At 68.4% G+C, this 21,151-nt stretch carries 19 protein-coding genes and 2 pseudogenes; 11 read left to right on the plus strand and 10 right to left on the minus strand.

Going from position 1 to position 21,151, the window contains the following annotated elements; translation table 11 throughout:
• Both BUE16_RS06190 and tnpA read right to left on the minus strand, forming a co-directional pair.
• Window positions 1-212, minus strand: a 212-nt coding sequence (locus BUE16_RS06190) for a helix-turn-helix domain-containing protein (RefSeq protein WP_159435739.1), incomplete at its 3' end; no start/stop codon positions are given.
• Window positions 213-218: 6 nt separating this feature from the next.
• Window positions 219-623: an IS200/IS605 family transposase gene (gene tnpA / locus BUE16_RS06195; RefSeq protein WP_073307699.1), complete on the minus strand. Its 405-nt coding sequence runs from the start codon at window positions 621-623 to the stop codon at window positions 219-221.
• Window positions 624-1,081: 458 nt separating this feature from the next.
• Here tnpA and BUE16_RS06200 point away from each other — a divergent pair, with 458 nt between their 5' ends.
• The 3 genes and pseudogenes from BUE16_RS06200 to BUE16_RS06210 all read left to right on the plus strand — a co-directional run.
• A complete protein-coding gene (locus BUE16_RS06200) occupies window positions 1,082-1,318 on the plus strand; it encodes a hypothetical protein (RefSeq protein ID WP_073307701.1) in 237 nt (78 codons plus the stop codon).
• On the plus strand, window positions 1,315-1,668 hold the full coding sequence (locus BUE16_RS06205; protein WP_073307703.1) for a type II toxin-antitoxin system PemK/MazF family toxin: 354 nt from the start codon (window positions 1,315-1,317) through the stop codon (window positions 1,666-1,668). The genes BUE16_RS06200 and BUE16_RS06205 overlap by 4 nt, the downstream gene beginning before the upstream one ends.
• Before the next feature lie 4 nt (window positions 1,669-1,672).
• A pseudogene (locus BUE16_RS06210) lies at window positions 1,673-1,922 on the plus strand (IS1595 family transposase); the annotation flags it as partial.
• A gap of 230 nt (window positions 1,923-2,152) precedes the next feature.
• Here BUE16_RS06210 and BUE16_RS06215 read toward each other — a convergent pair.
• Window positions 2,153-2,575, minus strand: a complete 423-nt coding sequence (locus BUE16_RS06215; protein WP_073307705.1) for an Htur_1727 family rSAM-partnered candidate RiPP — start codon at window positions 2,573-2,575, stop codon at window positions 2,153-2,155.
• A gap of 96 nt (window positions 2,576-2,671) precedes the next feature.
• On the opposite strand from BUE16_RS06215, the gene BUE16_RS06220 reads away from it, so the two are divergent.
• The 4 genes and pseudogenes from BUE16_RS06220 (at window position 2,672) to BUE16_RS06235 (ending at window position 5,176) form a co-directional block, all read left to right on the plus strand.
• A complete protein-coding gene (locus BUE16_RS06220) occupies window positions 2,672-3,214 on the plus strand; it encodes a halocyanin domain-containing protein (protein ID WP_394327417.1) in 543 nt (180 codons plus the stop codon).
• A 19-nt stretch (window positions 3,215-3,233) separates the two neighbouring features.
• Window positions 3,234-4,336, plus strand: a pseudogene (locus BUE16_RS06225) (TIGR04053 family radical SAM/SPASM domain-containing protein).
• Between the two features lie 160 nt (window positions 4,337-4,496).
• Window positions 4,497-4,883, plus strand: a complete 387-nt coding sequence (locus BUE16_RS06230; RefSeq protein ID WP_073307709.1) for a helix-turn-helix domain-containing protein — start codon at window positions 4,497-4,499, stop codon at window positions 4,881-4,883.
• The gene (locus BUE16_RS06235) at window positions 4,880-5,176 is read left to right on the plus strand and encodes a DUF7521 family protein (RefSeq protein ID WP_073307712.1); all 297 of its coding nucleotides are present in this window, start codon (window positions 4,880-4,882) and stop codon (window positions 5,174-5,176) included. The genes BUE16_RS06230 and BUE16_RS06235 overlap by 4 nt, the downstream gene beginning before the upstream one ends.
• A gap of 33 nt (window positions 5,177-5,209) precedes the next feature.
• On the opposite strand, the gene BUE16_RS06240 is transcribed toward BUE16_RS06235, so the two are convergent.
• The gene (locus tag BUE16_RS06240; protein ID WP_073307713.1) at window positions 5,210-5,650 is read right to left on the minus strand and encodes a pyridoxamine 5'-phosphate oxidase family protein; all 441 of its coding nucleotides are present in this window, start codon (window positions 5,648-5,650) and stop codon (window positions 5,210-5,212) included.
• Window positions 5,651-5,829: 179 nt separating this feature from the next.
• Here BUE16_RS06240 and BUE16_RS06245 point away from each other — a divergent pair, with 179 nt between their 5' ends.
• A complete protein-coding gene (locus tag BUE16_RS06245; protein ID WP_073307715.1) occupies window positions 5,830-7,086 on the plus strand; it encodes an RNA-guided endonuclease InsQ/TnpB family protein in 1,257 nt (418 codons plus the stop codon).
• Here the strand turns inward: BUE16_RS06245 and BUE16_RS06250 are convergent.
• The 5 genes from BUE16_RS06250 to BUE16_RS06270 all read right to left on the minus strand — a co-directional run bounded on the left by BUE16_RS06250 (window position 7,043) and on the right by BUE16_RS06270 (window position 13,129).
• Entirely contained in the window at window positions 7,043-7,396 is a 354-nt protein-coding gene (locus BUE16_RS06250; RefSeq protein WP_073307717.1) for a hypothetical protein, read from the minus strand. The two genes, BUE16_RS06245 and BUE16_RS06250, sit on opposite strands and share 44 nt — an antisense overlap.
• Window positions 7,389-8,537, minus strand: a complete 1,149-nt coding sequence (locus tag BUE16_RS06255) for a TrmB family transcriptional regulator (RefSeq protein WP_079991527.1) — start codon at window positions 8,535-8,537, stop codon at window positions 7,389-7,391. Before BUE16_RS06255 ends, BUE16_RS06250 begins: the two co-directional genes overlap by 8 nt.
• A gap of 91 nt (window positions 8,538-8,628) precedes the next feature.
• Entirely contained in the window at window positions 8,629-9,216 is a 588-nt protein-coding gene (locus BUE16_RS06260; protein ID WP_073307719.1) for a hypothetical protein, read from the minus strand.
• Window positions 9,217-9,258: 42 nt separating this feature from the next.
• The gene (locus tag BUE16_RS06265; protein WP_073307721.1) at window positions 9,259-10,584 is read right to left on the minus strand and encodes a response regulator; all 1,326 of its coding nucleotides are present in this window, start codon (window positions 10,582-10,584) and stop codon (window positions 9,259-9,261) included.
• Window positions 10,585-10,714: 130 nt separating this feature from the next.
• Window positions 10,715-13,129, minus strand: a complete 2,415-nt coding sequence (locus BUE16_RS06270; RefSeq protein WP_079991528.1) for an alpha-amylase family glycosyl hydrolase — start codon at window positions 13,127-13,129, stop codon at window positions 10,715-10,717.
• A gap of 102 nt (window positions 13,130-13,231) precedes the next feature.
• Between BUE16_RS06270 and BUE16_RS06275 the strand changes: the two genes are divergently transcribed.
• Entirely contained in the window at window positions 13,232-15,373 is a 2,142-nt protein-coding gene (locus BUE16_RS06275) for a hypothetical protein (RefSeq protein ID WP_073307723.1), read from the plus strand.
• Between the two features lie 359 nt (window positions 15,374-15,732).
• Here the strand turns inward: BUE16_RS06275 and BUE16_RS06280 are convergent, their stop codons facing one another.
• Window positions 15,733-16,887, minus strand: a complete 1,155-nt coding sequence (locus BUE16_RS06280; RefSeq protein WP_073307725.1) for an ABC transporter ATP-binding protein — start codon at window positions 16,885-16,887, stop codon at window positions 15,733-15,735.
• A 105-nt stretch (window positions 16,888-16,992) separates the two neighbouring features.
• Between BUE16_RS06280 and BUE16_RS06285 the strand changes: the two genes are divergently transcribed.
• Entirely contained in the window at window positions 16,993-19,734 is a 2,742-nt protein-coding gene (locus tag BUE16_RS06285) for a glycoside hydrolase family 15 protein (RefSeq protein WP_073307726.1), read from the plus strand.
• Window positions 19,735-19,851: 117 nt separating this feature from the next.
• Entirely contained in the window at window positions 19,852-21,147 is a 1,296-nt protein-coding gene (locus BUE16_RS06290) for an extracellular solute-binding protein (RefSeq protein WP_073307728.1), read from the plus strand.
• Window positions 21,148-21,151 lie beyond the last annotated feature (4 nt).

Genomic DNA, 21,151 nt, shown 5'->3' on the forward strand with positions numbered 1-21,151 from the left:
TACACGTCAGAGAGGCCGTCCCACCACTTCTTGAGGTCGGGTAGCTCCGACCGTAGAGTGGTCATGGACGGCAGTTCACCGTGTTCGTCTTGGTACTCGTTGAGACGATAGCGCGTGTGGTTGTAGAGTTGCCTACAAATGTCTCGGTGGCGGTCCAACTCCTCGCGGTGGGCGTCGGATGGCTTGAGACGGTACTTGTAGGCGTAGTACATGGCTCTCTACTCGCGTTGGTTCTCGACGTACTGTTTCAGCACATCCAGCGACACTTGCTCCGTCGAGATGAGGCAGTACGAATCGTTCCAGAACGAATCTCCCCACAGTTCGGTCTTCAGTTCGTCCGCGTACTCGTTGCGGATACGGCGGGCGGTCGCGCCTTTGACCGTGTTGATGAACTTCACGAGGTCTGTGGTTGGTTTCGCTCGGAAGAGGATGTGTACGTGGTCGTCCTCGCCGTCGAGGTTCGTCAGTTCGACGCCGTAGTTGTCCGTGAACCCGCTGATGACCTCATGAATGAATTGGGTTCGCTCCTCGGTTAGCACTCCGTGCCGATACTTCGTGGTGAGTATCAGGTGGTAGTGCAGGGAATACGTCGAGTGCGCTCCCGAGTCGAGGTCGTACTCCATTGGATTCGATTAATACTGTGCTACCCTACTGCAAAGACGTTGTGACAGCGTGGGCCTGTGAGCCTTCTACCGAATTGTGTATGAGAACTGTGCGGCGTTGACGAGACGCGGAGCGTCTCGTTCGCACACGAGAGCTTCGCTCTCGTGAACGCTGTATCCCCTCCCTGCTCGCGCCTCCCATCCGGTCGGCGCTCGCTGAGGGAGGGGGCTTAGCGCCTATTTTCAGCTAAATCAGGAATCTTTTGTCCATTTCACCGACTCGTTGCGAGCCTGATCCAGATACCACAGCTTGACCGCAGACCGACATAGTGCTGCTACTCATGAATTCGATGATCGACCAATAGAGAGCTTGAATAGCCGATTCTTGACCGCTGTTTCAACAGTGTGATCTGAGTGCTAGTAAGAATGGGTAATGGTGGGCAAGACTGATATGGGTGTGGGCAATAGTGGGTTACGGCATGAAAGTTGACGCCGACAAACTCCAGACGAACGAGACCGATGACCGGGGGCGGGTGTATCTCGGCACTGAGTACGCGAACAAGCGCGTCACAGTGGCTGTCGTCGAGGTTGAGTCCGAGACCCCCGACGAGGAAGAACTAGCCGCCGCGTATCGTGAAGCGTCGGAAAGTGCCAGTGATGTTGTCGACGAGTGGAGCGGGGCTTCGGGCGAGGCGTGGTCGAGACTTGATGAATGAGCGACGACACCGATATTCGGCGCGGTGATGTCGTTATCGTTCGACTCGATCCCGCCGAGGGGCACGAAATGCGGAAAACACGGCCTGCGGTGGTAGTCCAGAACGATGTCGGGAACAGGAACTCTACTACCACAATCGTCGCACCTGCGACGGGAACGTACCGAGGTTATCCCTTTGAGGTACTCGTGGAAGCGGCGGACTCACCGTTCGAAAAGGACTCCTCCGTGCGGCTTGATCAAATTCGAGTTGTCGCTGTCGAGAAGCGAATCCATTCGGTGGCTGGCAGTCTCGACGATTCGACAATGGGCGAGATCGACAACGCGCTCAAATTGAGTCTCGGACTCGACTGATCGTGAAACTCTTGACGAGGACGACGTATTCGACCGGCAGTACGTCGTCCACGGCGACGGGGAATACGCTGATGGAGATGTTCACGTGAACACCTGCAAGAGCCACGCGTCGCTGGCGCGACGGTGGCTCTCTCGCATCAAGGCGTCTCAAAGACAGGCTTACACCCTACTTCAGAGCGTTTCAGCTTCACCAACGTGTCCGCTGGAAATCCCGCAAGGAAGCACTCAAAATTATCCTCGAAACTGCTCTATGACTTCACCAACAATCGCTTACCCGAGAGCGATCCCGATCTAATTAGCCACCAGTGCCGAGAGGGCAGTAGAATATCTCTACCTTGCCACCTGTTCTGACATCTCTCAGGCAGATCCTTCTGGCACGTGTGAGATACACAGTGCGTATCTTGCACCGTATCAGAGAACCATATTTAATTTGTCAGTTTGGTGAGTGGATAGCGGACTCGCAAATCCACGGTTGAAGCTACACTCAGTCACTCGCAAATGTTCCACCAAAAGAGGTAGTCATAGCCGTATGCATTGAGACAGCCAGTCTCAACTTCTGCCGCTGCTGTTTCCGCTCGCGGATCTGTTCGGCGGAGGAGTCGGCGGCCGCCGCAGCGGAGTCGGCGGACTCAGCGGATTCGGTCGGCTCCCCCGGAACCTCGTACTCGGCGCCGAGGTCGCGCTCGGCGAAGCGCGCCACCCGGTCGCTGCAGACGAGCCACAGCGTCAACGCGTCCGGACACAGCGTGCTCGCCTGGTCGTGCGCCACCTCGATCGAGGGCGCGGTGACGCTCCCCGCGTGCCGGAGCGGGTCGCTCGCCGACTCGCGGAGGAACGCCTCCCACTCCGGAGACCCGTCCGCGCGCGCCGCGTCGACCCGCGTTCGCTGGTCGGAGTCTGTCAGCACCTCGCCATCTGGTGGCCAGTACTTTCGGCGTTTACGACGACTCCCAACGAGTGAGAACCGGAGAGAACCGCTTATCCGTTCCCCCGCAACGCAGAGGTGATGTCCGACCGATCTCTCGACCGGCGAACGGTACTGCGCGCGTCCGGACTGGCGGCCGTCGGCGGCCTCACGGCGTTGGCCGGCTGTTCGGGCGGCGGTGGCGGCGGGGGCGACGACACCGCGACCGCGGAGTCGACGCCGACTGAGACCGCAAGCCCCACCGAGCCCACCGATACCGGTGGCTCCTCGGGAAGCGCCTCGTTCGACGGCTGGTTGGAGGGCGTGTCCAATTACGACGGCGTCGTCGACCGAACCGGCCGATCGGAGGTCACCGTCGAGGTCGGCGTGCAGGCGAACGGCGGCTACTACGGCTTCGGTCCGGCGGCCGTCCGGGTCTCCTCCGGAACGACCGTCACCTGGGAGTGGACCGGTCAAGGGGCGAGCCACAACGTCGTCGCACAGGACGGCACCTACGAGTCCGAGCTCGTCGCCGAGGCCGGGCACACCTTCACGCACACGTTCGAGTCGACCGGTACGTCGAAGTACTACTGCATGCCCCACAAGGCGCTCGGGATGAAAGGCGTCGTCGTCGTGGAGTGATCGACGGGCCAGACAATCCATGTTCGATACGAGCCGCCGACCGATCGCCCTCGTCTGGGAAGCCTCCCGCGCGTGCGATCACTGCCGGGCGGAGGCGACGCCGGGACGCCATCCCGACGAACTCACGACCGCGGAGGGCAAGCGCCTGCTGGAGTCCGCCCGGGAGTTCTGCGAGGGACAGGTGGTCGTCCTCTCGGGCGGCGACCCGCTCAAGCGCGACGACCTCGCGGAGCTGGTCGCGTACGGCGACGATATCGGCCTTCGAATGGCGCTCACGCCCAGCGGCACGCGTCGCTGACGCGCGAGCGCATCGAGGCGCTCGCCGACGCCGGACTCCGCCGCGTCGCGCTCAGCCTCGACGCCGGCGACCCCGCGGTCCACGACGGCTACCGGGGCGAACGCGGCGTCTTCGAGGAAACGCTGTGGGCGGCGCGGTGGATCTGCGAGTCCGATCCCGGCCTGCAGATCAATACGACCGTCTGCGAGCGGACCGTCGACGAGCTCCCCGCCGTCCGCGAGCTGGTCGCGGAGCTCGACGCAGTGCGCTGGAGCGTCTTCTTCCTCGTGCCGGTCGGGCGGGGCGCGACCCTCGATTCGGTCTCGCCCGAGCGCGCCGACGCGGTGATGGACTGGCTTCACCGCGTCGACGACGAGTCGTCGTTCGCAGTCAAGACGACCGAGGCGCCGCAGTACCGTCGCGTCGGGCTTGAGAACGAGGGGGTCGGCCCCGCCGATGTCGATCCCGAGCGTGGCCCGCCGGCGACGCGGCCGAGCGTGCGGGCAGGCGACGGCTTCGCGTTCGTGAACCACGTCGGCGACGTGACGCCTTCGGGGTTCCTCCCCGAACCGGCCGGGAACGTCCGCGAGGACGACCTCGTCGAGGTCTACCGCGAGAGCGACCTGTTCGAACGCCTCCGCGACCGCGACGCGCTCGGCGGGAAATGCGGCGCCTGCGAGTTCCGGCGCGTCTGCGGCGGGTCCAGGTCGCGAGCGTACGCGGTCACGGGCGACCCGCTCGCGGCCGACCCGCTGTGTCCGCACGTCCCGGTTGGGTACGACGGACCGGTACCCGACCGGCTGGCGACCGACGGCGGCGACACCGCGGACCGCACCGTGGATTGACCGTGGCGCTGCGCAGCCACGTCCGTCTCAGGCCGGATCGCCGGCAGCGACACCGGCGGCCGGTATGGCTCGCTTGAAAGGGGTGAGCGGCCGTTCCCATCGATCGAGATCACACGCCGGAACCGGGGAACATTTACCGCGGTGCCCAGTGGACTCGCGTATGGTGCGCGATTCCCGGCCCGGCGCCGATCCCGGGCCGAGCCTCCAGCGGGTCCTCGACGCGCTCGACGACGAGGACTGCCGGACCATCATCAAGCAGCTGGAGGAGCCCCTGACCGCGGGGGAAGTGTCCGAGGAGTGTGATATCCCAATGTCGACGACATACCGCAAGCTGGACCTGCTCTCTGAGGCGCAACTGTTGGCCGAAGGGGTGGAGGTCCGCCAAGACGGCCACCACGCGACCCGCTACCGGACGGACTTCGAGGAGGTGATCCTCGCGCTCAGCGCGGACCGGTCACTCGACGTGGAGATCGAACGCCCCGCCGAGGACGCGGCCGACCGTCTCGCGAGCATGTGGGGCGAGGTCCGCAAGGGGGCCGACCGATGAGTCACCTCACCATCGCCATCGCGGCGACGAAGACGCTGACGTTCGTGTTCGGCGCGACGATCACGTACCTCTCGTGGGCGGCCTATCGCCGGACGAACGCGACCGAGCTTCGGTCCCTCGCGCTCGGCTTCGGCGTCGTCACCGCCGGGAGCATGCTGGGCGGGAGCGTCGACCTCGTGGGCGACCTGTTGCCGTTCGGTTCCTCGCAGGCGCTCCTCTACGGGGTGTTGATCCAGAGCGTGCTCACGATGCTCGGTTTCGGAGTCATCACTTACTCGCTGTACCGGGAGTGAGTCTGGCGACCCCAAGTCGCGTGGTCCCGTCCGCTAGCGTGCCGTTCGCCGCCCGGTGATCGCGTCGATATCGAGTTCGTACCCGACCAGTTCCGTCTCCTCGATCGCCTCGTCGAACACCCGCAGCGGCGCGTACCACTCGTCGAGGTCGGCCGGAGTCGACTCCCACACTCCGTCCGGAACCCGGCGGAGCGTCCCCCGGGCGATGACGCTCCAGGAGTCGTCCGATGCGGTGTAGTCGTACGCAAGGAAGCACGCCTCCTCGGTCGCGTCGGCGTACGCGATCTTCTGGCTGTCGCCGTCGTCTCCGAGCCGGAACCGCAAGCTGCCGCCGTCGTAGCCGTACGCCACCGGAATCGCGTACGCGTCGCCGTCGCGCGCGAGCGAGAGCACGCCCGTCTCGTGCTCCCGGAGACGGTCGTCCACCTCCTCGTCGGTCATCCCAGCGGTGTACACTCGGTCAGTTATGTCCATCGGGGTTCGCCGGCTGATCTGACGCAGCGAGCGGACTTCAACTGAAGCGGTAGCGCGGAGTCCCCTTCCTCAAGGAGCGACCGAAGCGTAGCGAAGGGAGCGAGTAGGGAGGGAGGAGCGCGTTCGCATCGGCTATACAAACACCAGCCTGTAAGTAGCCGCCGTTTTACATTGAAACTGTGGCAGACGACTACGTGCGTCGGACGGCAATCACTCGTCTCGAAGTCACAGACGAGCAACGCGACCTCCTTGAAGATACTATCTCCGAATCGAAGCGTGGTTGCCAACTCGCCACCGACATGGCGTGGGGCAAGTGCAACGCCAAGAGCGACGTACAGCCCCTCGCCTACGACGACGTGCGCGAACACACCGACCTCGGTAGTCAGCACACGATTCTCGCCACTCACCAAGCCGCACAAGCCATCACCGACTGCATTGAACGCCGGTCCAAAGCCAAGAAGGTGAGCAAGCCCACCTTCACCGCACCCACGGTGAAGTACGACACCCGGACCATGACGTTGTTTGACGATGATACGGTGTCTCTTTCCACTACGGAGAGTCGCGTCCGATGTGACCTTGCACTACCCGACGCCGACGACGGCTACCAACGGCAGTACATCGACTCAGGCGATTGGAGCGTGACGGAAAGCACGCTTACCGCCCGCGACGGCGACTACTTCTTGCACATTGGCTTCCGCCGACCCAAGAACGATACCGAACGGAACACCGCCGAGGACGGAACGGTCCTCGGGGTTGACCTCGGTATCGAAAACCTCGCCGTCACCAGCACCGCCTACTTCTTCAGCGGCCGAGAGTTGACCCACAACCTTCGCGAGTTCGAGAAGGTACGCGCCGGACTCCAACAAATTGGGACGCGAAGCGCCCACCGGACGCTCGAACAGTCGAGTGACCGGGAACTTCGATACGTCCGCGACGTACTTCACCGTGCGTCGAACGCAATCGTGGACGAAGCACTCCGATACGCGTGCGACGTGATAGCGTTCGAAAATCTGACCCAGATACGCGACCGCACGGGTGCGTCGTGGGGGCACAAGTGGGCATTCCGAACGCTATACGAGCAAGTGGAGTACAAAGCCGAGGCAGAGGGTATCGCGGTGAAGCAAGTCGGGTCGGCGTACACATCGAAGCGGTGCGCCGAGTGTGGGTTCACGGCAGACGAGAATCGTCAGACTCGCAACGGTTTTCGGTGTGTGAAGTGTGGGTCGGAAGCGAACGCGGACTACAACGCGGCGAAGAACATCGGGATGCGGTACGTCCGTCGGGGCCAACAGTCGTCTCGGCGGACGGGCAACAGTCAGCTTGCCCTAAAGTCTGGAGCCGTGACGCCGAGTGGCGGATTCACCGCCCACCCGAAAGGGTTCGAGGCCGAGTTCATGGACAAGCCCCACCCTCCACGAGCGAACCCGTCAGGGTGAGCGAAGTAGGGTGGGGTAGTTGACTCGGGATGGTGATTCCGTCGCGCTCGGAGCGGGCGTCGTCGGGGTCGAGCACGGCGAACCGGAGGGGTATCTCGACGACGTGCACGGCCTCGTTCGACCGGGTGACAAGGGACGCGAGCGGTTCGAGGGAGGCGTCGGCCGTGACGTGGCCGGCGAGGTAGAACACGACCGCGGCTGTTGGCTCGCGGTCGGCGGGTTCGATCACGTACACGTCGTCGTCGGGGATTACGTCGACCCGCTCGGCGTTGATGCGTCGGATCGGAATAGCCTCTCCCGTCTCAGGCATCGGCGTTGGACGCGGCAACGTCCCGGCTTCCCCCGACTTCCGGGCCGTCGGGTGGGGCCAACTCCACCCGATCGGCCTCGATGTCCTCGACGAAGGCGCCCTTCCCGCCGATGGTGACGCGCTCGCCGTCCACCTCGATCGTCAGCGAGTGCTGGACCGGGAACTCGTTGTTCGCGGGCGCCACGAGCCCCTGGCTGACCTCGACGACTTCGCCGGTCGCCTCGACTGCCTCTCCGGAGTCAGTCCAGCGGCCGGAAACGTGACCGACGACGGCGTCCGACGAGCGGCGGTGCAGCTCCGCCTGTAACACGGCGTGTCGGAAGTTCGTGTACGCGGCCGGCAGCGGGGCCGGGTCCGCCACGACCGCCTCGGCGGCCGCCGGCCAGTAGTTTCCGAGGAACGAGCCGACGATGACCGGGCCGAGCTGCTGTTGGGAGAAGACGATCGCCTGCGTCCCGCTGTTGGTGCGCGCGACCATCTCCGCCGGCGCGACGACGCCCGTCCGACCGTCCACCGTGAGCATCGACGGCATCGGCTGCCCCCAGGTCCGCGCGGCGGTGGCGACACCGGGGAACCGGTCGGCGAGGCCGGAGTCGGGCTCGTTGACGCCCGTGAGCAGCAGTAGCACCAACACGCCGCGATCGGCGGCGTCGCGAAGCTCGTCGGCGACCTCGTCGAGGCGGTCCAGCGGGAACGACAGCGTCACCTCCTGTCCCGCCTCCTCGATCGCGCGGCGGATCCGCTTGACGACGGTCACGCGGGATTTCACCACCTCGAACGGCTCGGTCGCCGTCTCGGCCCGCGAGAACCGGGCCTCCAGCGCCGGGAGCATCGACTGGGCGTCGTCTGCGAGGCGGTCGACGACCTCGCCGGGCGGGTTCGCGCGGATCGTCGTGGGCGTAACGTGGTCGTTGACGGTGACGAATCCCCGGGCTTCCAGTTCCTCGCTCGCGCTGTACACGTAGCGCTTGGAGACGCCCGCCGCCTCCGCGACGGTGCTGGCTTTCGCCTCGCCGTGCTCGAGGAGGGTGAGGTACGTGTCGACCTCCTTGTCCGAGAGTCCGAAGCGGTTCAGCAGCGCCTCCACGTCGACGTCGCCGGTCGCGGCGTCGTCGGGGATATCACCGGGGCCCGTGCTCATGGCTGACACAGGCGGGCGGGGGACCGTATAGCTCCCGGTCTCCGAACTCCCGCGACGGCGAACGCCGGGGACCCGGTGCCCGACCGGCGGCTCACGAGCCGGAATCCTCGCCGTCTCTGCCCGCGGTGGAATCGCCCGCCTCCTCGCCGCCGGCGGCGACCTCCACGAGCGTCTCCCGCTCCTCGAAGTACGCGTGCGCGTCCCGCTCGCGTTCGAACGAGACGACCCGTGCGACCGCCTCGTCCGAGTCGGCCCGGTCGGCGTCGAGCTCCGCGACCAGGTCGTCGGCGAGTTCGAGGTAGTCGGTCGCGAGCTCCTGAAACAGTCGCATCCGTGACTCGGTCGCTTCGACCATCGTCTGTTTGCGCTGGAGGTCCTCCTCGGCGTCGACGAGTGCGGCGACGTTACCGTCGGTCGATCCGTCCGCATCCGCCGGTCCGGTTGCGTCCGCCGGACCCGCGTCGCCGTCGTCCTCGTCGGTCACATCGAGATCGTTACGGAGGGCGGCGATTCCCTCGTCGATCTCGTCGATCCGGTCGGTTGCCTCCTCGGCCATGGTCTCGACGCGGCCCGCGAGCAGCCCCGCCTGGACCCGGCAGTACTCGACGAGTTCGCGAACCGTCTGATCGTCCTCCTCGCCCCGATTCGCCGGATCGCCGCCTTCGTCCCCGTCGTGCATGTGTCGGTGTACGCACCGACGTGGAAAAGCGGGTTCGATCGGCTACGGCCGGTCGGCTGACGGCTCATCCGTGGCGATCACCCGACACGTCCATACCCGACCGAACCGGGTGCCATCGTCCCCGACGACGGGCGCAGTGTAGCAGTCGAGCCGTCTGCCGTCCTTCGTCGTGATCCGTGCGCGTGTGGTCGTGCCGTCGTCGTCCACGAGCAGCTCCCCCAGATTCCAGCCGCCGCTGGTCGCCATCCGCGCCCGTATCCGGCGAAGCACCGACTCGGCATCCGCCCCGTCGACGGCGGCCTCGTCGATCCCCCAGATATCGAGAAAGCGGCTGTTGTAGGAGATGACGGTGTCGTCGGGGTCGACCACGACGATGCCGTACGGGATTACATCGAGGTTAGCCGCCAACAGCGACCACTGGAACTCGATCTCCTCTCTGTTCAGTCTGCGCTCGCGGTTCCGGTGCGCGCGATGGATCTGGTCGGCGAGGTTCCCAGCGAACTGAATCTCGTCGTCGGCCCACTCGCGGCCTTCGGCGGTCGACTCATGACAGAGGACGCCGATCACTTCCCCCCGTGACCGCAAGGTGGCGTCCAGCAGCGCGGTGATGCCGTTCTCGCCGAGGTAGTCGTCCGCGAAGTCGAACGTCCGCGGATCGTTGGCCGGGTCAGTCGTGTCAGTCAGTCGGTGTCGCTCCAGGGCGTCGAAGTACGCCGGGTACGCCTCGCGATCGAGCACCATCCCGTCGCTGTGGTCGTCCGCGCTTGGATCGTAGTTGTCCACGCACACGAGTCGGTCGTCGTCCTCGCGGAGCCAGACGTTGATCCGGGAAACGTCGAGCACGTCGGCGGCGAGTTCGGTGATCCGCTCGACGGCCGCCTCGAAGTCGCCGTCGATGACCGCCTCGTCGGTGGCGAGGTCGCCGAGGACGGCACGCTGCTCGCGTCGCCGCTCGCGGCGACGCTGCGCGCGCTGGTCGGCGCGGTACTTCTCGGCGAGCGTCAGCGCCCGGTTGGCGAGCAACTGGTAGCGTTCGATCCCGGGCCGCTTCTGGAGGTAATCGCTCGCGCCTGATGAGATCGCCTCGCTCGCGACCGTCTCGCTGCCCTTGCCCGTGAACAAAATAAACGGGATATCGGGGTACGCAACGCGGACCCGTTCGAGGAATTCGATCCCGTTCAGTTCCGGCATGTCGTAGTCGGAGACGACGCAGTCGAACGCCGACTCACCGAGCGTCCCGAGTGCGTCCGTGACGCTCGTCTCGGTCATCACCTCCAAGAGATCGCTCTCACGCTCGAGAAACGTCGCCGTGAGGTCCGCAAACTCGGGGTCGTCGTCGACGTGTAACAGCCGGAACGACCCAATCATCCTCCTAACGGGACAGATTTGGTGGCATAATTATACCGGCTGCACTCCGGGTCGCGGTCGACGGTCCCCGACCGGTCACCGTCGGCGCCGCGACAGCGCCCTCGACAGGATCGCCGGAGTCGCCACAAGATCACCGGACTCGACACACGACAGCGTCGGTGACGCGGACGGCGTGTGTCGCGTCCGCCCCGTCCGGATCGGCGCCGATCCCGCCTGCGTCGTCGGCGTCGACGCCCACGTCCCTTCCGTCGAGCAGGTCGGTGGGATCGACCGGCTCCGCGAGGTCGACGGCCACGGGATCGGCGCCGAAGTTGAGCACGACCGCGAGCCGCTCGTCGTCCGCCTCGCGGACGTACGCCGTGACGGCGCCCGAGCCCGCGGCTCCGCCGGCCGCGGCGTCGGCGCCGCCGACGATTCCGAGGCCGCCGCCACTGCCGGGGCCGACGGCACCCTCCGCCGTCGTGACCTCGTAGTCCAGACGTGCGACGGTTCCCTCGCGCAGCGCGTCGTGCTCGCGGCGGGCGGCCGCCAGCCGGCGGTGGTAGTCGGTGAGTTCGGTGTCGCCGTCGTGCCACGCCATCTCGCCGCGGTAGGCGGTCATGCCGCGCTCCTGTCCGTAGTACACCATCGGCGCGCCAGGAAGCGTAAACGTCGCGGCGGTCGCGGCTCGCAGCGCCGCGGGCCCGCACTCCTCGCGGTAGCGGTCCTCGTCGTGGTTCTCGACGTACCGCATCTGCACCGCCGCACGGGGGAACCCCTGTACGGCCGAGGCGTCGACGGCGTCGAGCACGGCGTCCGCGTCGAGGTCGCCCGAGCCGACGCCCCGGAGCGTGTCGTACAGGGTCGTGTCGTAGTGCATGTCGAACGCCGCCTCGTGCATGAACGGGTCCCGCGGGATCGTCTCGTCGAGCAGGAGGAACTCCGGATCGGCGCGACGCAGGCGCTCGGCGGCCTCCTTCCAGAAGCCGTGCGGGACGCCCCACGCCACGTCGCAGCGGAAGCCGTCGACCACGTCGGCCCACTCGTCGATCACCGACAGCACCCACGAGCGCACGGTCGGCGAGTCGTAATTCAGGTCCGGGATCTGAACCCAGTTGAACCGGAACGACGGAGCCCCGTCGCCCGCCCACTCCACGTCGGAGGGGTTCTCGGCGGCCGGTCGCCGCGGGTAGTGGTCCGCGAAGGCGTCGACGCCCGCGGAGTGGAGCTGGAACGCCGGGTGGTCGCGAGAGGTGTGGTTGATCACCAGATCGAAGACGACCCGGATGCCGCGCTCGTGACACGTCTCCACGAGCGACTCGAACTCCTCGCGCGTGCCGAGGTCGTCGGCCGTCCGAGTGAAGTCGGTGATGTGGTAGCCGTGGCCCGTCGGGCTCTGGAGCACCGGCGTCAGCCACAGCACGTCGACGTGCAACGAGTCGATGTACGGTACGCGCCGCTCGATCTCGCGGAACGTCGTCGCCGGCGTCTCGCCCGCGAACGACCGGACGAACACCTCGTAGATCGTCGGCGATTCCGCCCACGCCGGGGGGTCGTTCGGCCGGACCACGGTCGGTGCGTCGGAGACGCCGGCTCCCGAATGGCCGTCCTCGCCCGCGGATGTCGCCCCGTCGCGCGAGAGTTCGACGGTGTCCATCACCCCGTACCGGTCGGCCACGGGCACCGCGTGGACGCGCGCGACGCCGTCGGCCGGGAGCGCCGCGCGGTCCACGCAGAGCGTGTCGCCGTCGATGCGGACCGCGTCATCGTCCGCCGAGAGGTCGTCGCGCCCGTCGAAGAGCCACTCGACCGTCGGCTCCCCTCCCGCCGGGGTCGACTCGGGATCGGTGCCGGCGGGCGCCGACTCGGCCTCCGCGAGGACGACGACCTCATCGCCCCCTTCCTCGCCCTCGACCGCCGCATCGAGGTGAACTCGCGGGCGACCCGGCCCGGCGACGGTCTGCTCGCCCATCACGCCGTTGCTGAGGTTGTCGTCGAGCGCGAACGAGTAGACGTGTTCCCCCGGCGGGAGGGGCACGTCGAGCGCGAGGAACTCGCCCTCGTCGGACGGCCGGAGCTCGGCGACGCCCCAGTCGTTGAACGGCCCGGCGACGGAGACGCGGTCGGGGGTCACCCGCGCCGTCGGCGCATCGAAGTCCGCCTTCGCGACCCGAAGGGTCGTCTCCGCGCGCTCGTCGGGGTATGCGCGGACCGTCTGCTCGTGGACGCCATCGGGGGCGGCCAGTTCGAGTCGGTACGTTCCGGGCGCGTCGGGGGCGACGTGGACGACCGCGCTGTCGGCGCCCGCGTCCCCGCTCAGGAGCGACGACCCGTCGCTGCCAGCGGGCGCGTCGACGACCCACCACGAGAACCGCCCGCGACCGTCGCGCTCGGTCGCCGCACCGTCGGGACCGACTTGGACGACGGCGTCCAGGTTCCTGGGTGCGAGTTCGATCGCCTCGCCGACGCTCGTCGTCCGCGGCGGACCCGGGTGGTGCGTCGGGTCTCCGGGGTCGGCGTGCGGGTGATCTCCCTCGTTGGTGGAGGCGTCGGCTGGTTCGGTCATGCGCGAGTTCGTTTCCCCGTGGTGCTTGAGCGTTCCGGATCGGTGAACATGTGAAATACGATTACAACAAGAATTATCACCCGTGACCGTTCCGATTGGAACATGCGACTACGTGACGCACTCGACGACCACAAGCGGAACCGGGATCACCCGACCCGATTCCCCGGCGAGCGGCGGACCACCGCCGGCCTCTTTTCGGGTGCCGGCGGCCGCCTCCTGCACGTCGGGCCCGACGGCACGCTGCGGGACTTCGGCTACCCGCTTTCAGGCTACTCCGGGCTCGCGGAGTCGCGGTTCGCACTGCGGCTCGACGACCCGCCCGCCGATCTCGACTGGGACGACGACGCGGTCAGCGCCGCCGACGGCGGCACCGCCGTGGTCGACCTCGGCGACGGCGAGCAGTCGTACCACGACTCGACGGCGCTCGTGGAGACCGTCTACGAGACGCCCGTCGGCCGTCTTCGCCGGTTCGACCTCGCGGTCGACAGCGACACCGGCGCGGCGCACGTGACGCGCGTCGCGTTCGCGGAGCCCGACCGCGGTGCTGCCCTGGGGGCGTCGCTGCTCGCCGGCTGCACGTTCGCGCCCGACGGGCGAGACGCGCGGCTGGGACAGCTCCGCCACGCCAACGCCGTCGAGGTGTTTCACGACCGCGAGCGCGACTTCCTTGCGGCGGCCGACCTCGACGTGCTCGGCGGCGGGCTCCCGGCCGACCCCGACGCCGTCCTCTCGCCCGAGCCCCACGAACGCGATGCCGGCCCGCTCGGTGACCGCCGCGAGGAGGACCACCTCGGCGGGAGCGTCGTCGCCGCCGTGGGGTTCGACGCCGACGCCGGCGCCGGCGCCGCGACGGTGGCGACGCTGCTGTCCGACCGCGAGGAGACCGACCGCGAGGCCGCGCTGGGCGCCCTCGACGACCTGCTCGCGGCGGCGACGGGCGCTCCCGCGCTTCGCAGCCTCGCGGCCGACGGCGACGCCGCGGTGTCGGTCCCGGCGGACGTGCCGCAGGCGGACGCGGCCGTCGACGACCTGCGCGTGCTGTCGCTGCTGTCGGCGCCGACCGGGATGCGTATCGCGGGACCCGACTTCGACCCCCACTACGTCCACTCCGGCGGGTACGGCTACACCTGGTTCCGCGACGATGCCGAGATCGCCGGCTTTCTCCTCCGCTCGGACGAGGCGTTCGACCTCGGCCTCTCGGCGTGGCACCGGCGGAGCGCGCGGGCGTACATCGACACGCAGCTCCCCGACGGCACCTGGCCCCACCGCGTGTGGCCCAGAAGCGGCGCGCTCGCCCCGGGGTGGGCAAACGCACGGATGGAGGCGGGCGACGACATGGAGTACCAAGCGGACCAGACCGCGAGCGTCGTCGCGTTCCTCGCGCGGCTGTTCGACCGTCTGCCCGACGACGACTCGTTGGCCGACGAGGTCGCCGCCGCGATCGACGCCGGTCTCGACGGGATGATCGCGTCGCTTTCCGACGACGGTCGCCCGGTCGCATGTCAGAACGCGTGGGAGGACGCCGGGGGGCGGTTCGCTCACACCGCCGCACGCTTCCTCGACGCCTTCGCGGCCGTCGGGGCGGTGGGGGCAGACCGGTTCGAGCGAGCCGTCGAGGCGACCGACCACGCGGCGATGCTGTACGACGCGCTCGACGACCTGTGGGTGCCCGAGCGCGACGCGTTCGCGGTGGGCGAGCGCGACGACGGGACGCTCGACGCCCGCCACGACTCGGCCACGTTCGCGCTCGCGGACGCCCACCGTGCGTACGCCGCGATCGGCGAGGTGGACGACGCCCGACTCGACCGACTCGCCTCCCACGTCGACACGACGATCGAGGCGCTGTATCACGATCCCGACGACAGCGAGGTGACCGGATTGGTCCGCTACGAGGGCGACGGCTGGCGCCAGCGCGGGCAGGGCCACGAGAAGATCTGGACCGTCTCGACGGCCTGGGGCGCCAACGCCGCCGGCGAGGTCGCCGCGTTGCTCGCCAACGCCGACGACGCCCGCAGCGAGGCGTTTGCCCGTCGCTCGCGCGAGTTGCTCGACCTCGTCGGCCCCGAGGGACCGCTCACCGTGCCGGGCGGCTACCTCCCCGAGCAGTTCTTCGACGACGGCTCCCCCGACAGCGCGACGCCGTTGGGGTGGCCCCACGCCATCCGTCTGGCGACGACGGCGCTGCTGGACGACCTCGACGCGCCCGTCGACCGCGACGAAACGCCGGTTCCGGCGGACGACTAGGCCGTCCGTCGTGGGCATGGCGGGCCCTTGGGATCGACGCCGGCCGACGCGCTCGGAGCGGACGCCGTGCGACTGGGCCGGGGATGATAACGGACAGATCGAGGTGACAGACCGAGCGAACGGAATCCGAACTGACCACGGACGCCCGTTTGAGCCGACGATTTGGATGTCGCCTCGATCATTCGGATGTGACCCCGATCTGCCACCGAGGGCGGTCGGAGAAGAACGCGGTCCAGCCTGACGGACGCACCGCGGCCCCGGACCGTGGGAGTCGCGCTCGGGACGGGCCAAAGCGAGGCGGGCGGGGCGGGCCAGAGCGGGCCAGACCGGGGCGAGCCGGACCGGGTCAGGCCGCCTCGTCAGTCCGCCGTCGGCTCGGCTTCAGCGGCGGGGTGCGCGGCCGACTCCGCGGCGTCGATCCCGTAGGTGAGCGACTCGCCGGTTCGCGGGTCGAAGACGTGAACGGCCATCTCGTCGAACGTGATCTCGATCCCCTCGCCCACGGCGGGCGTGATCCCGCTGTCGACGCGGGCAATGAACTCCGGCCCGAGGTCGAGATAGAGGTAGTTGTCCGAGCCGATCGGCTCGATCACGTCGACGGTCGTCGTGATGCCGGTCGACCCGTCGCCGGCGACGCGGACGTCCTCCGGGCGGATACCCATGCGGACCTCCTCGACGCCCTCGAACACGTCCGCGTACGCCGAGGAGAGGTCGTACGTGAAGTCGGCGGTCGCCCCGCGCAGCGTGACGCCGTCTGCGGCGTTGTCGACGACGGCGTCGAGCACGTTCATCGAGGGAGAGCCGACGAAGCCGCCGACGAACTCGTTGGCCGGGTCGTCGTACACGTCGGTCGGGCGGCCCGTCTGCTGGAGTTCGCCGTCATCGAGGATCGCGATCTTGTCGCCCATCGTCATCGCCTCTTCTTGATCGTGGGTGACGTAGATCGCCGTGATGTCCAGTTCGTCCTGCAGGCGCTGGATCTCGGTGCGCATCGTGGTGCGTAGCTTCGCGTCGAGGTTCGACAGCGGCTCGTCGAACAGGAACACGTCGGGCTCACGGACGATGGCGCGCCCGAGCGCGACGCGCTGCTTTTGCCCGCCGGAGAGCTCGCTCGGTTTGTCCTCCAGCAGTTCCTCGATGTCCATCATCTCGGCCGTCTCGCGCACGCGCTCACGGCGCTCCTCCTTCGAGAGGTCCGTACTCATGCGCAGGCCGAACTCCATGTTTCCCATGACCGTCTTGTGGGGATACAGCGCGTAGTTTTGGAACACCATCGCCACATCGCGCTTCCTGGCGTGGGTGTCGGTCACATCGTCGCCGCCGATGGCGACGCTCCCGCTGGTCGGCCGCTCTAGCCCCGCGATCATCCGGAGCGTAGTCGACTTCCCGCACCCCGACGGTCCGACGACCGTGAGGAACTCGCCGTGGTCCACCGACAGCGAGAGGTCGTCGACTGCGACGAGCCGACCGCTGTCGAAGGTCTTCCGTAGGTTCTCCAATCGGACGGTAGCCATAGTCCGATGTGATCGGATACCACGGTTTAGCTCTTTCCCTCGATCGACGATTTGTGAAGTGGTATTTCGTCGTTCTTTTGTGCGTGGCGGGGCGAGTGGAATGGGATGTCGAGACGTGACACGAATACGGAGGGTGAGGACGGCCCCGATTCCGGGCGGCGACGGTACCTCGCGGCCGCCGCCGGCACCGGGCTGGTCGGGCTCGCCGGCTGCGGCGGGACGGGTGACGACGCGGACGCCGGCGGCGGGTCCGCCGACGGGACCGGGACGGAAGCGGACGAGTCCCCGGACACGACTGCCGCGACGCCGGCTGACCCCGGCGAGGTAGAACTGGCGCCGTTCTGGACGACCGGGGAGAAGGTCGGCATCGGGACCGCCGTCGGCGACGGGTCCGGAGACGCCCGGAGCGCCCGCGAAGGCGACGGTCGGGTCTGGTACACCCTCACGCGCGGCGCGCTCACCGGCGTCCGGTTCCCCCGCGTCGACCTGCTGAACGTCCGCCGGTTTGACTTCCTCGTCGCCGACGGCCAAGGGTACGCCGCGCGCACCGCGGACCTGGACCGGCGCGACGACGACGACGTGGAGCGGACCGTCGAGCCGACCGCCGGCGACGCGCTCTGTTACCGCCACGAGTTCTCGTCTGCCTCCCGGGGGTGGACGCTCTCGGTGGAGTACGTCGCCGACCCGAAGCGCGACGCCGTGCTCGCGGACGTGTCGTTCGACCCCTCCGGGGGCGACGGTGGCGCCGGAGGCGGCTCGGGCGAGGGGAGCGACGACGGCCCCGACCCCGGCGAGCTCTCGGTGTACGCGGTGTGTCGGCCCGCCGTGACGACCGGCACTGAGGGCGACGCTCACGCCCGCGCGACCGCCGGCGGCGACCCCGTCCTCACAGCGACGGACGGAGGAGACGGCGGAGTGATCCGCGACGCCGACGGCGGCGACTACGACATCTCGCTCGCGCTGGCGGCCGATCCGGGGTTCGAGTGGGCGACCGCCGCGGGCGTCCCCGACGAGTCGACCGCGCGCCTGCTCACCCGCGGCGTCGAGGGCGACCGGTCACGGGAGGCCAAGGGGAACGCGGCGCTGGTCGGCCGCCTCGCGACCGGACCGGCGGAGACGACGCTCGCGCTCGGGTTCGCCGAGGGGAGCGATCCCTCCGCGGCCGCCGCGACCGCGCACCAGTCGCTCTCGACGGGGTTCTCAGCCGCGCGGACGACGTACCGCGCCGGGTGGCGCGCGTGGCTCGCCGGCGTCGACGTGCCCGACAGCGTCGCCGGCGACGAGGCCCTCGCGGCGCTGTACCGGACCAGCGCGATGGTGATCCGGGCGGCCGAGGACGCGACCGTCGCCGGCGCGGGCGTTGCGAGCCCCTGCGTTCCCTGGGGCGGAGTCATCGGTGCGGGCGAGCCCGCGGACGTGGGCTACCATTACGTCTGGGCGCGCGACCTGTACCAGTCGTTCACCGCGCTGGAGGCGATGGGTCGGACCGAGTCGGCCGTCGCGGCTGCCGAGTACCTGTTTGCCGTCCAGCAGCGCGAGGGCGGGTTCCTCCCGCAGAACACGTACGTCGACGGGCGGACCAGATGGGGCGGCGAGCAACTGGACGAGATCGCATTCCCCCTAGTCCTCGCGCGGCGCGCGACCGCCGAGCACGGCCGGCGGCTCGCGGACCTGGCGTTCGGCTACGCCGACGTGGCCGCCTCCGCGGACTACGTGCTCCGCAGCGGCCCCGGCACCGGCCAGGAGCGCTGGGAGGAGGAGAGCGGGTTGTCCCCGTCGACCATCGCCGCCGAGGTGGCTGGGCTCGTCTCCGCGGCCGCCGTCGCCGGCGACGCGGGACGGGACGACGCCGCGGGCGACGGACGCGAGCCCGCTGCCGACGCGCTCGTGTGGCTGGCGACCGCCGACCGCTTCCGGGCGGGCGTCCGGGAATGGTGTGTCACCCGAGAGGGGACCGACCACCACGACCCGCCGTACTACTTCCGGATCAACGGCAACCGCGACCCGGACGACGGCACCGAGCGGACGCTCGCCAACGGCGGCCGGACGTTCGACGAGCGCAACGTCATCGACGCCGGCTTCTTGGAGCTGGTCCGCCTGGGCGTCCTGCCGGCCGACGATCCCGTGATCGAGTCGTCGGTGGGAGTCGTCGACGACGACATCCGCGTCGAGACGCCTCACGGCCCGGCGTTCCACCGCTACACCGGCGACGGCTACGGCGAGGACGAGGACGGCGCCCCGTTCCCCGTCGCGACCGAGAGCCGCGGTCGGCTGTGGCCGCTGCTCACCGGCGAGCGCGCCGAGTATGAACTCGCCGCCGGGACGACAGACGGGCCGACAGCGCCTGCCGACCTACTGGCGACCCTCGCGGGCTTCGCCAACGAGGGCCGGCTGCTGCCGGAACAGGTGTGGGACCGGGCGGAACCGACGGCGTACGGGTGGCGGTTCGGGGAGGGAACGGGCAGCGCGACCCCGCTGTCGTGGAGCCACGCCGCCTTCGTCCGCTTGGCCCACGGAATCGACGCCAGCCGGCCGGTCGGGACTCCCGCCGTCGTCGGGGAGCGGTACGACGGTGGCCCGCCGTCGTCGCCGTCGCTCGACGTGGCGATGCCCGACCCGACCGTCGAGGCCGACGCCGTCACCGTCGCCGGGAAGACGGACGCCCCGGCCGTCGCCGTCGCCGTCGGCGGCGACGCGCGGCTCGTGTCGGTCGAAGACGGGCGGTTCGAGGCGACCGTCGAGCTGTCGAGCGGCCGCAACACGCTCGTCGTCGCCGCCGGCGACCCCGAGGAGCCGGCGGCGACGGCCCCGGTCACCGGCGAGCGAACCGTCGTCTCGTCCGTCTGAGAGGCGATTCTCACCCCGCGGCGGGGTCGGCCCGCTCGCAGCCGCCCCCGACCGATCCTCCATGGTCGTATCCCAAGTTTTAAGATGTGAACTACTTATTCATCCAGTGTTCACACCATGACAACTGATCGCAGGAACCTCCTGAAAATGGGCGGGCTGGCGGCAGCCGCGGCGCTGTCGGGTTGTGTCGGCGTGGAAGAGCAGAGCACTCCCACCTCGTCGGGCAACTCCGACGGGTCGGGCGGCTCCGGTGACTCCGGGGGCGACACCGAGGCGACGACCGAACCGTCCGTCGACCCCGGGACCGCCGCGGCGTGGTACGCACGTTCCTCGGCGGAGGGCGAGACCCTGGAGTCCGTCATCGAGGACTTCAACAGCCTGTCGCGTCACACGCTGAAGGGCTCGGACCTCTCGGACCTGGCGAAGAAGACGCAGTCTGCGATCCCCGCCAAGCAGGGACCGCAGATCTTCGAGTGGGCCCACGACTGGGTCGGCGACTACTACCAGCGCGGGTTCCTCTCCGACCAGAGCGGGAAGCTCTCGGTGAGCATGGACACGTTCACCGACGCGGCCGCCGAAGCCGTCCAGTTCGACGGCGCGACGGTGGGACTCCCGTTCGCGGCCGAGACCGTCTCGCTGCTGTACAACAAGGAGCTTGTCGACTCGCCCCCGAAGACGGTCGGGGAGATGGTGGACGTGATGGAGCGACACCACGACCCCGCTAACGGCAAGTACGGGCTCGGCTACCCCCTCAATCCGTACTTCATGAGCGCCTGGGCACAGGCGTTCGGCGGCTACTACTTCGACCCGAGCAAGGACGACATGCTCGGGCTCGCCAACGCGCCGACGGTCGAGGGGTTCAACTACATCATCGACACGTTCGTCCCGTACATGCCGAAGGACACCAAGTATGGCCCGCAGGCGGCCGCGTTCTCGGAGGGGAACGCCCCGTTCACGATCAACGGGCCGTGGTACCTCGGCACCGCCCGCGAGAAGGGGATCGACGTCGGAGTCGCGGAACTCCCGACGCCCGATGGGGGGTCGCCGCGTCCGTACACCGGCATCTCGCTGTGGTACTTCGCGAAGGGCATGGAGCGGTCGGAGTCGGCGGCCGCCGCCGGCCGCTCGTTCGCCGAGTGGTACGTCACGAACAAGGAGCAACTGATGGCCAACGCCGAGACCCACGGGTTCATCCCGGTACATACCGGACTCACGGGCGACGCCGACCTGCCGCCGGCCGTCAGGGGCTTCTCGCAGGCCGTGAAGCAAGGAGTCCCGATGCCGACCCACCCCAAGATGAACCAGGTGTGGGGGCCGCTCGGAACCGCCTTCGGCAAGGCCCTCAACAGCAAGCAGTCGGTTAAGGACGCGATGGTCCAGGCCGAAAAGGACATCCGCAGCAACTGGAAGTGAGACG

It is taken from the genome of Halobaculum gomorrense (assembly GCF_900129775.1).
Lineage (GTDB): Archaea > Halobacteriota > Halobacteria > Halobacteriales > Haloferacaceae > Halobaculum > Halobaculum gomorrense.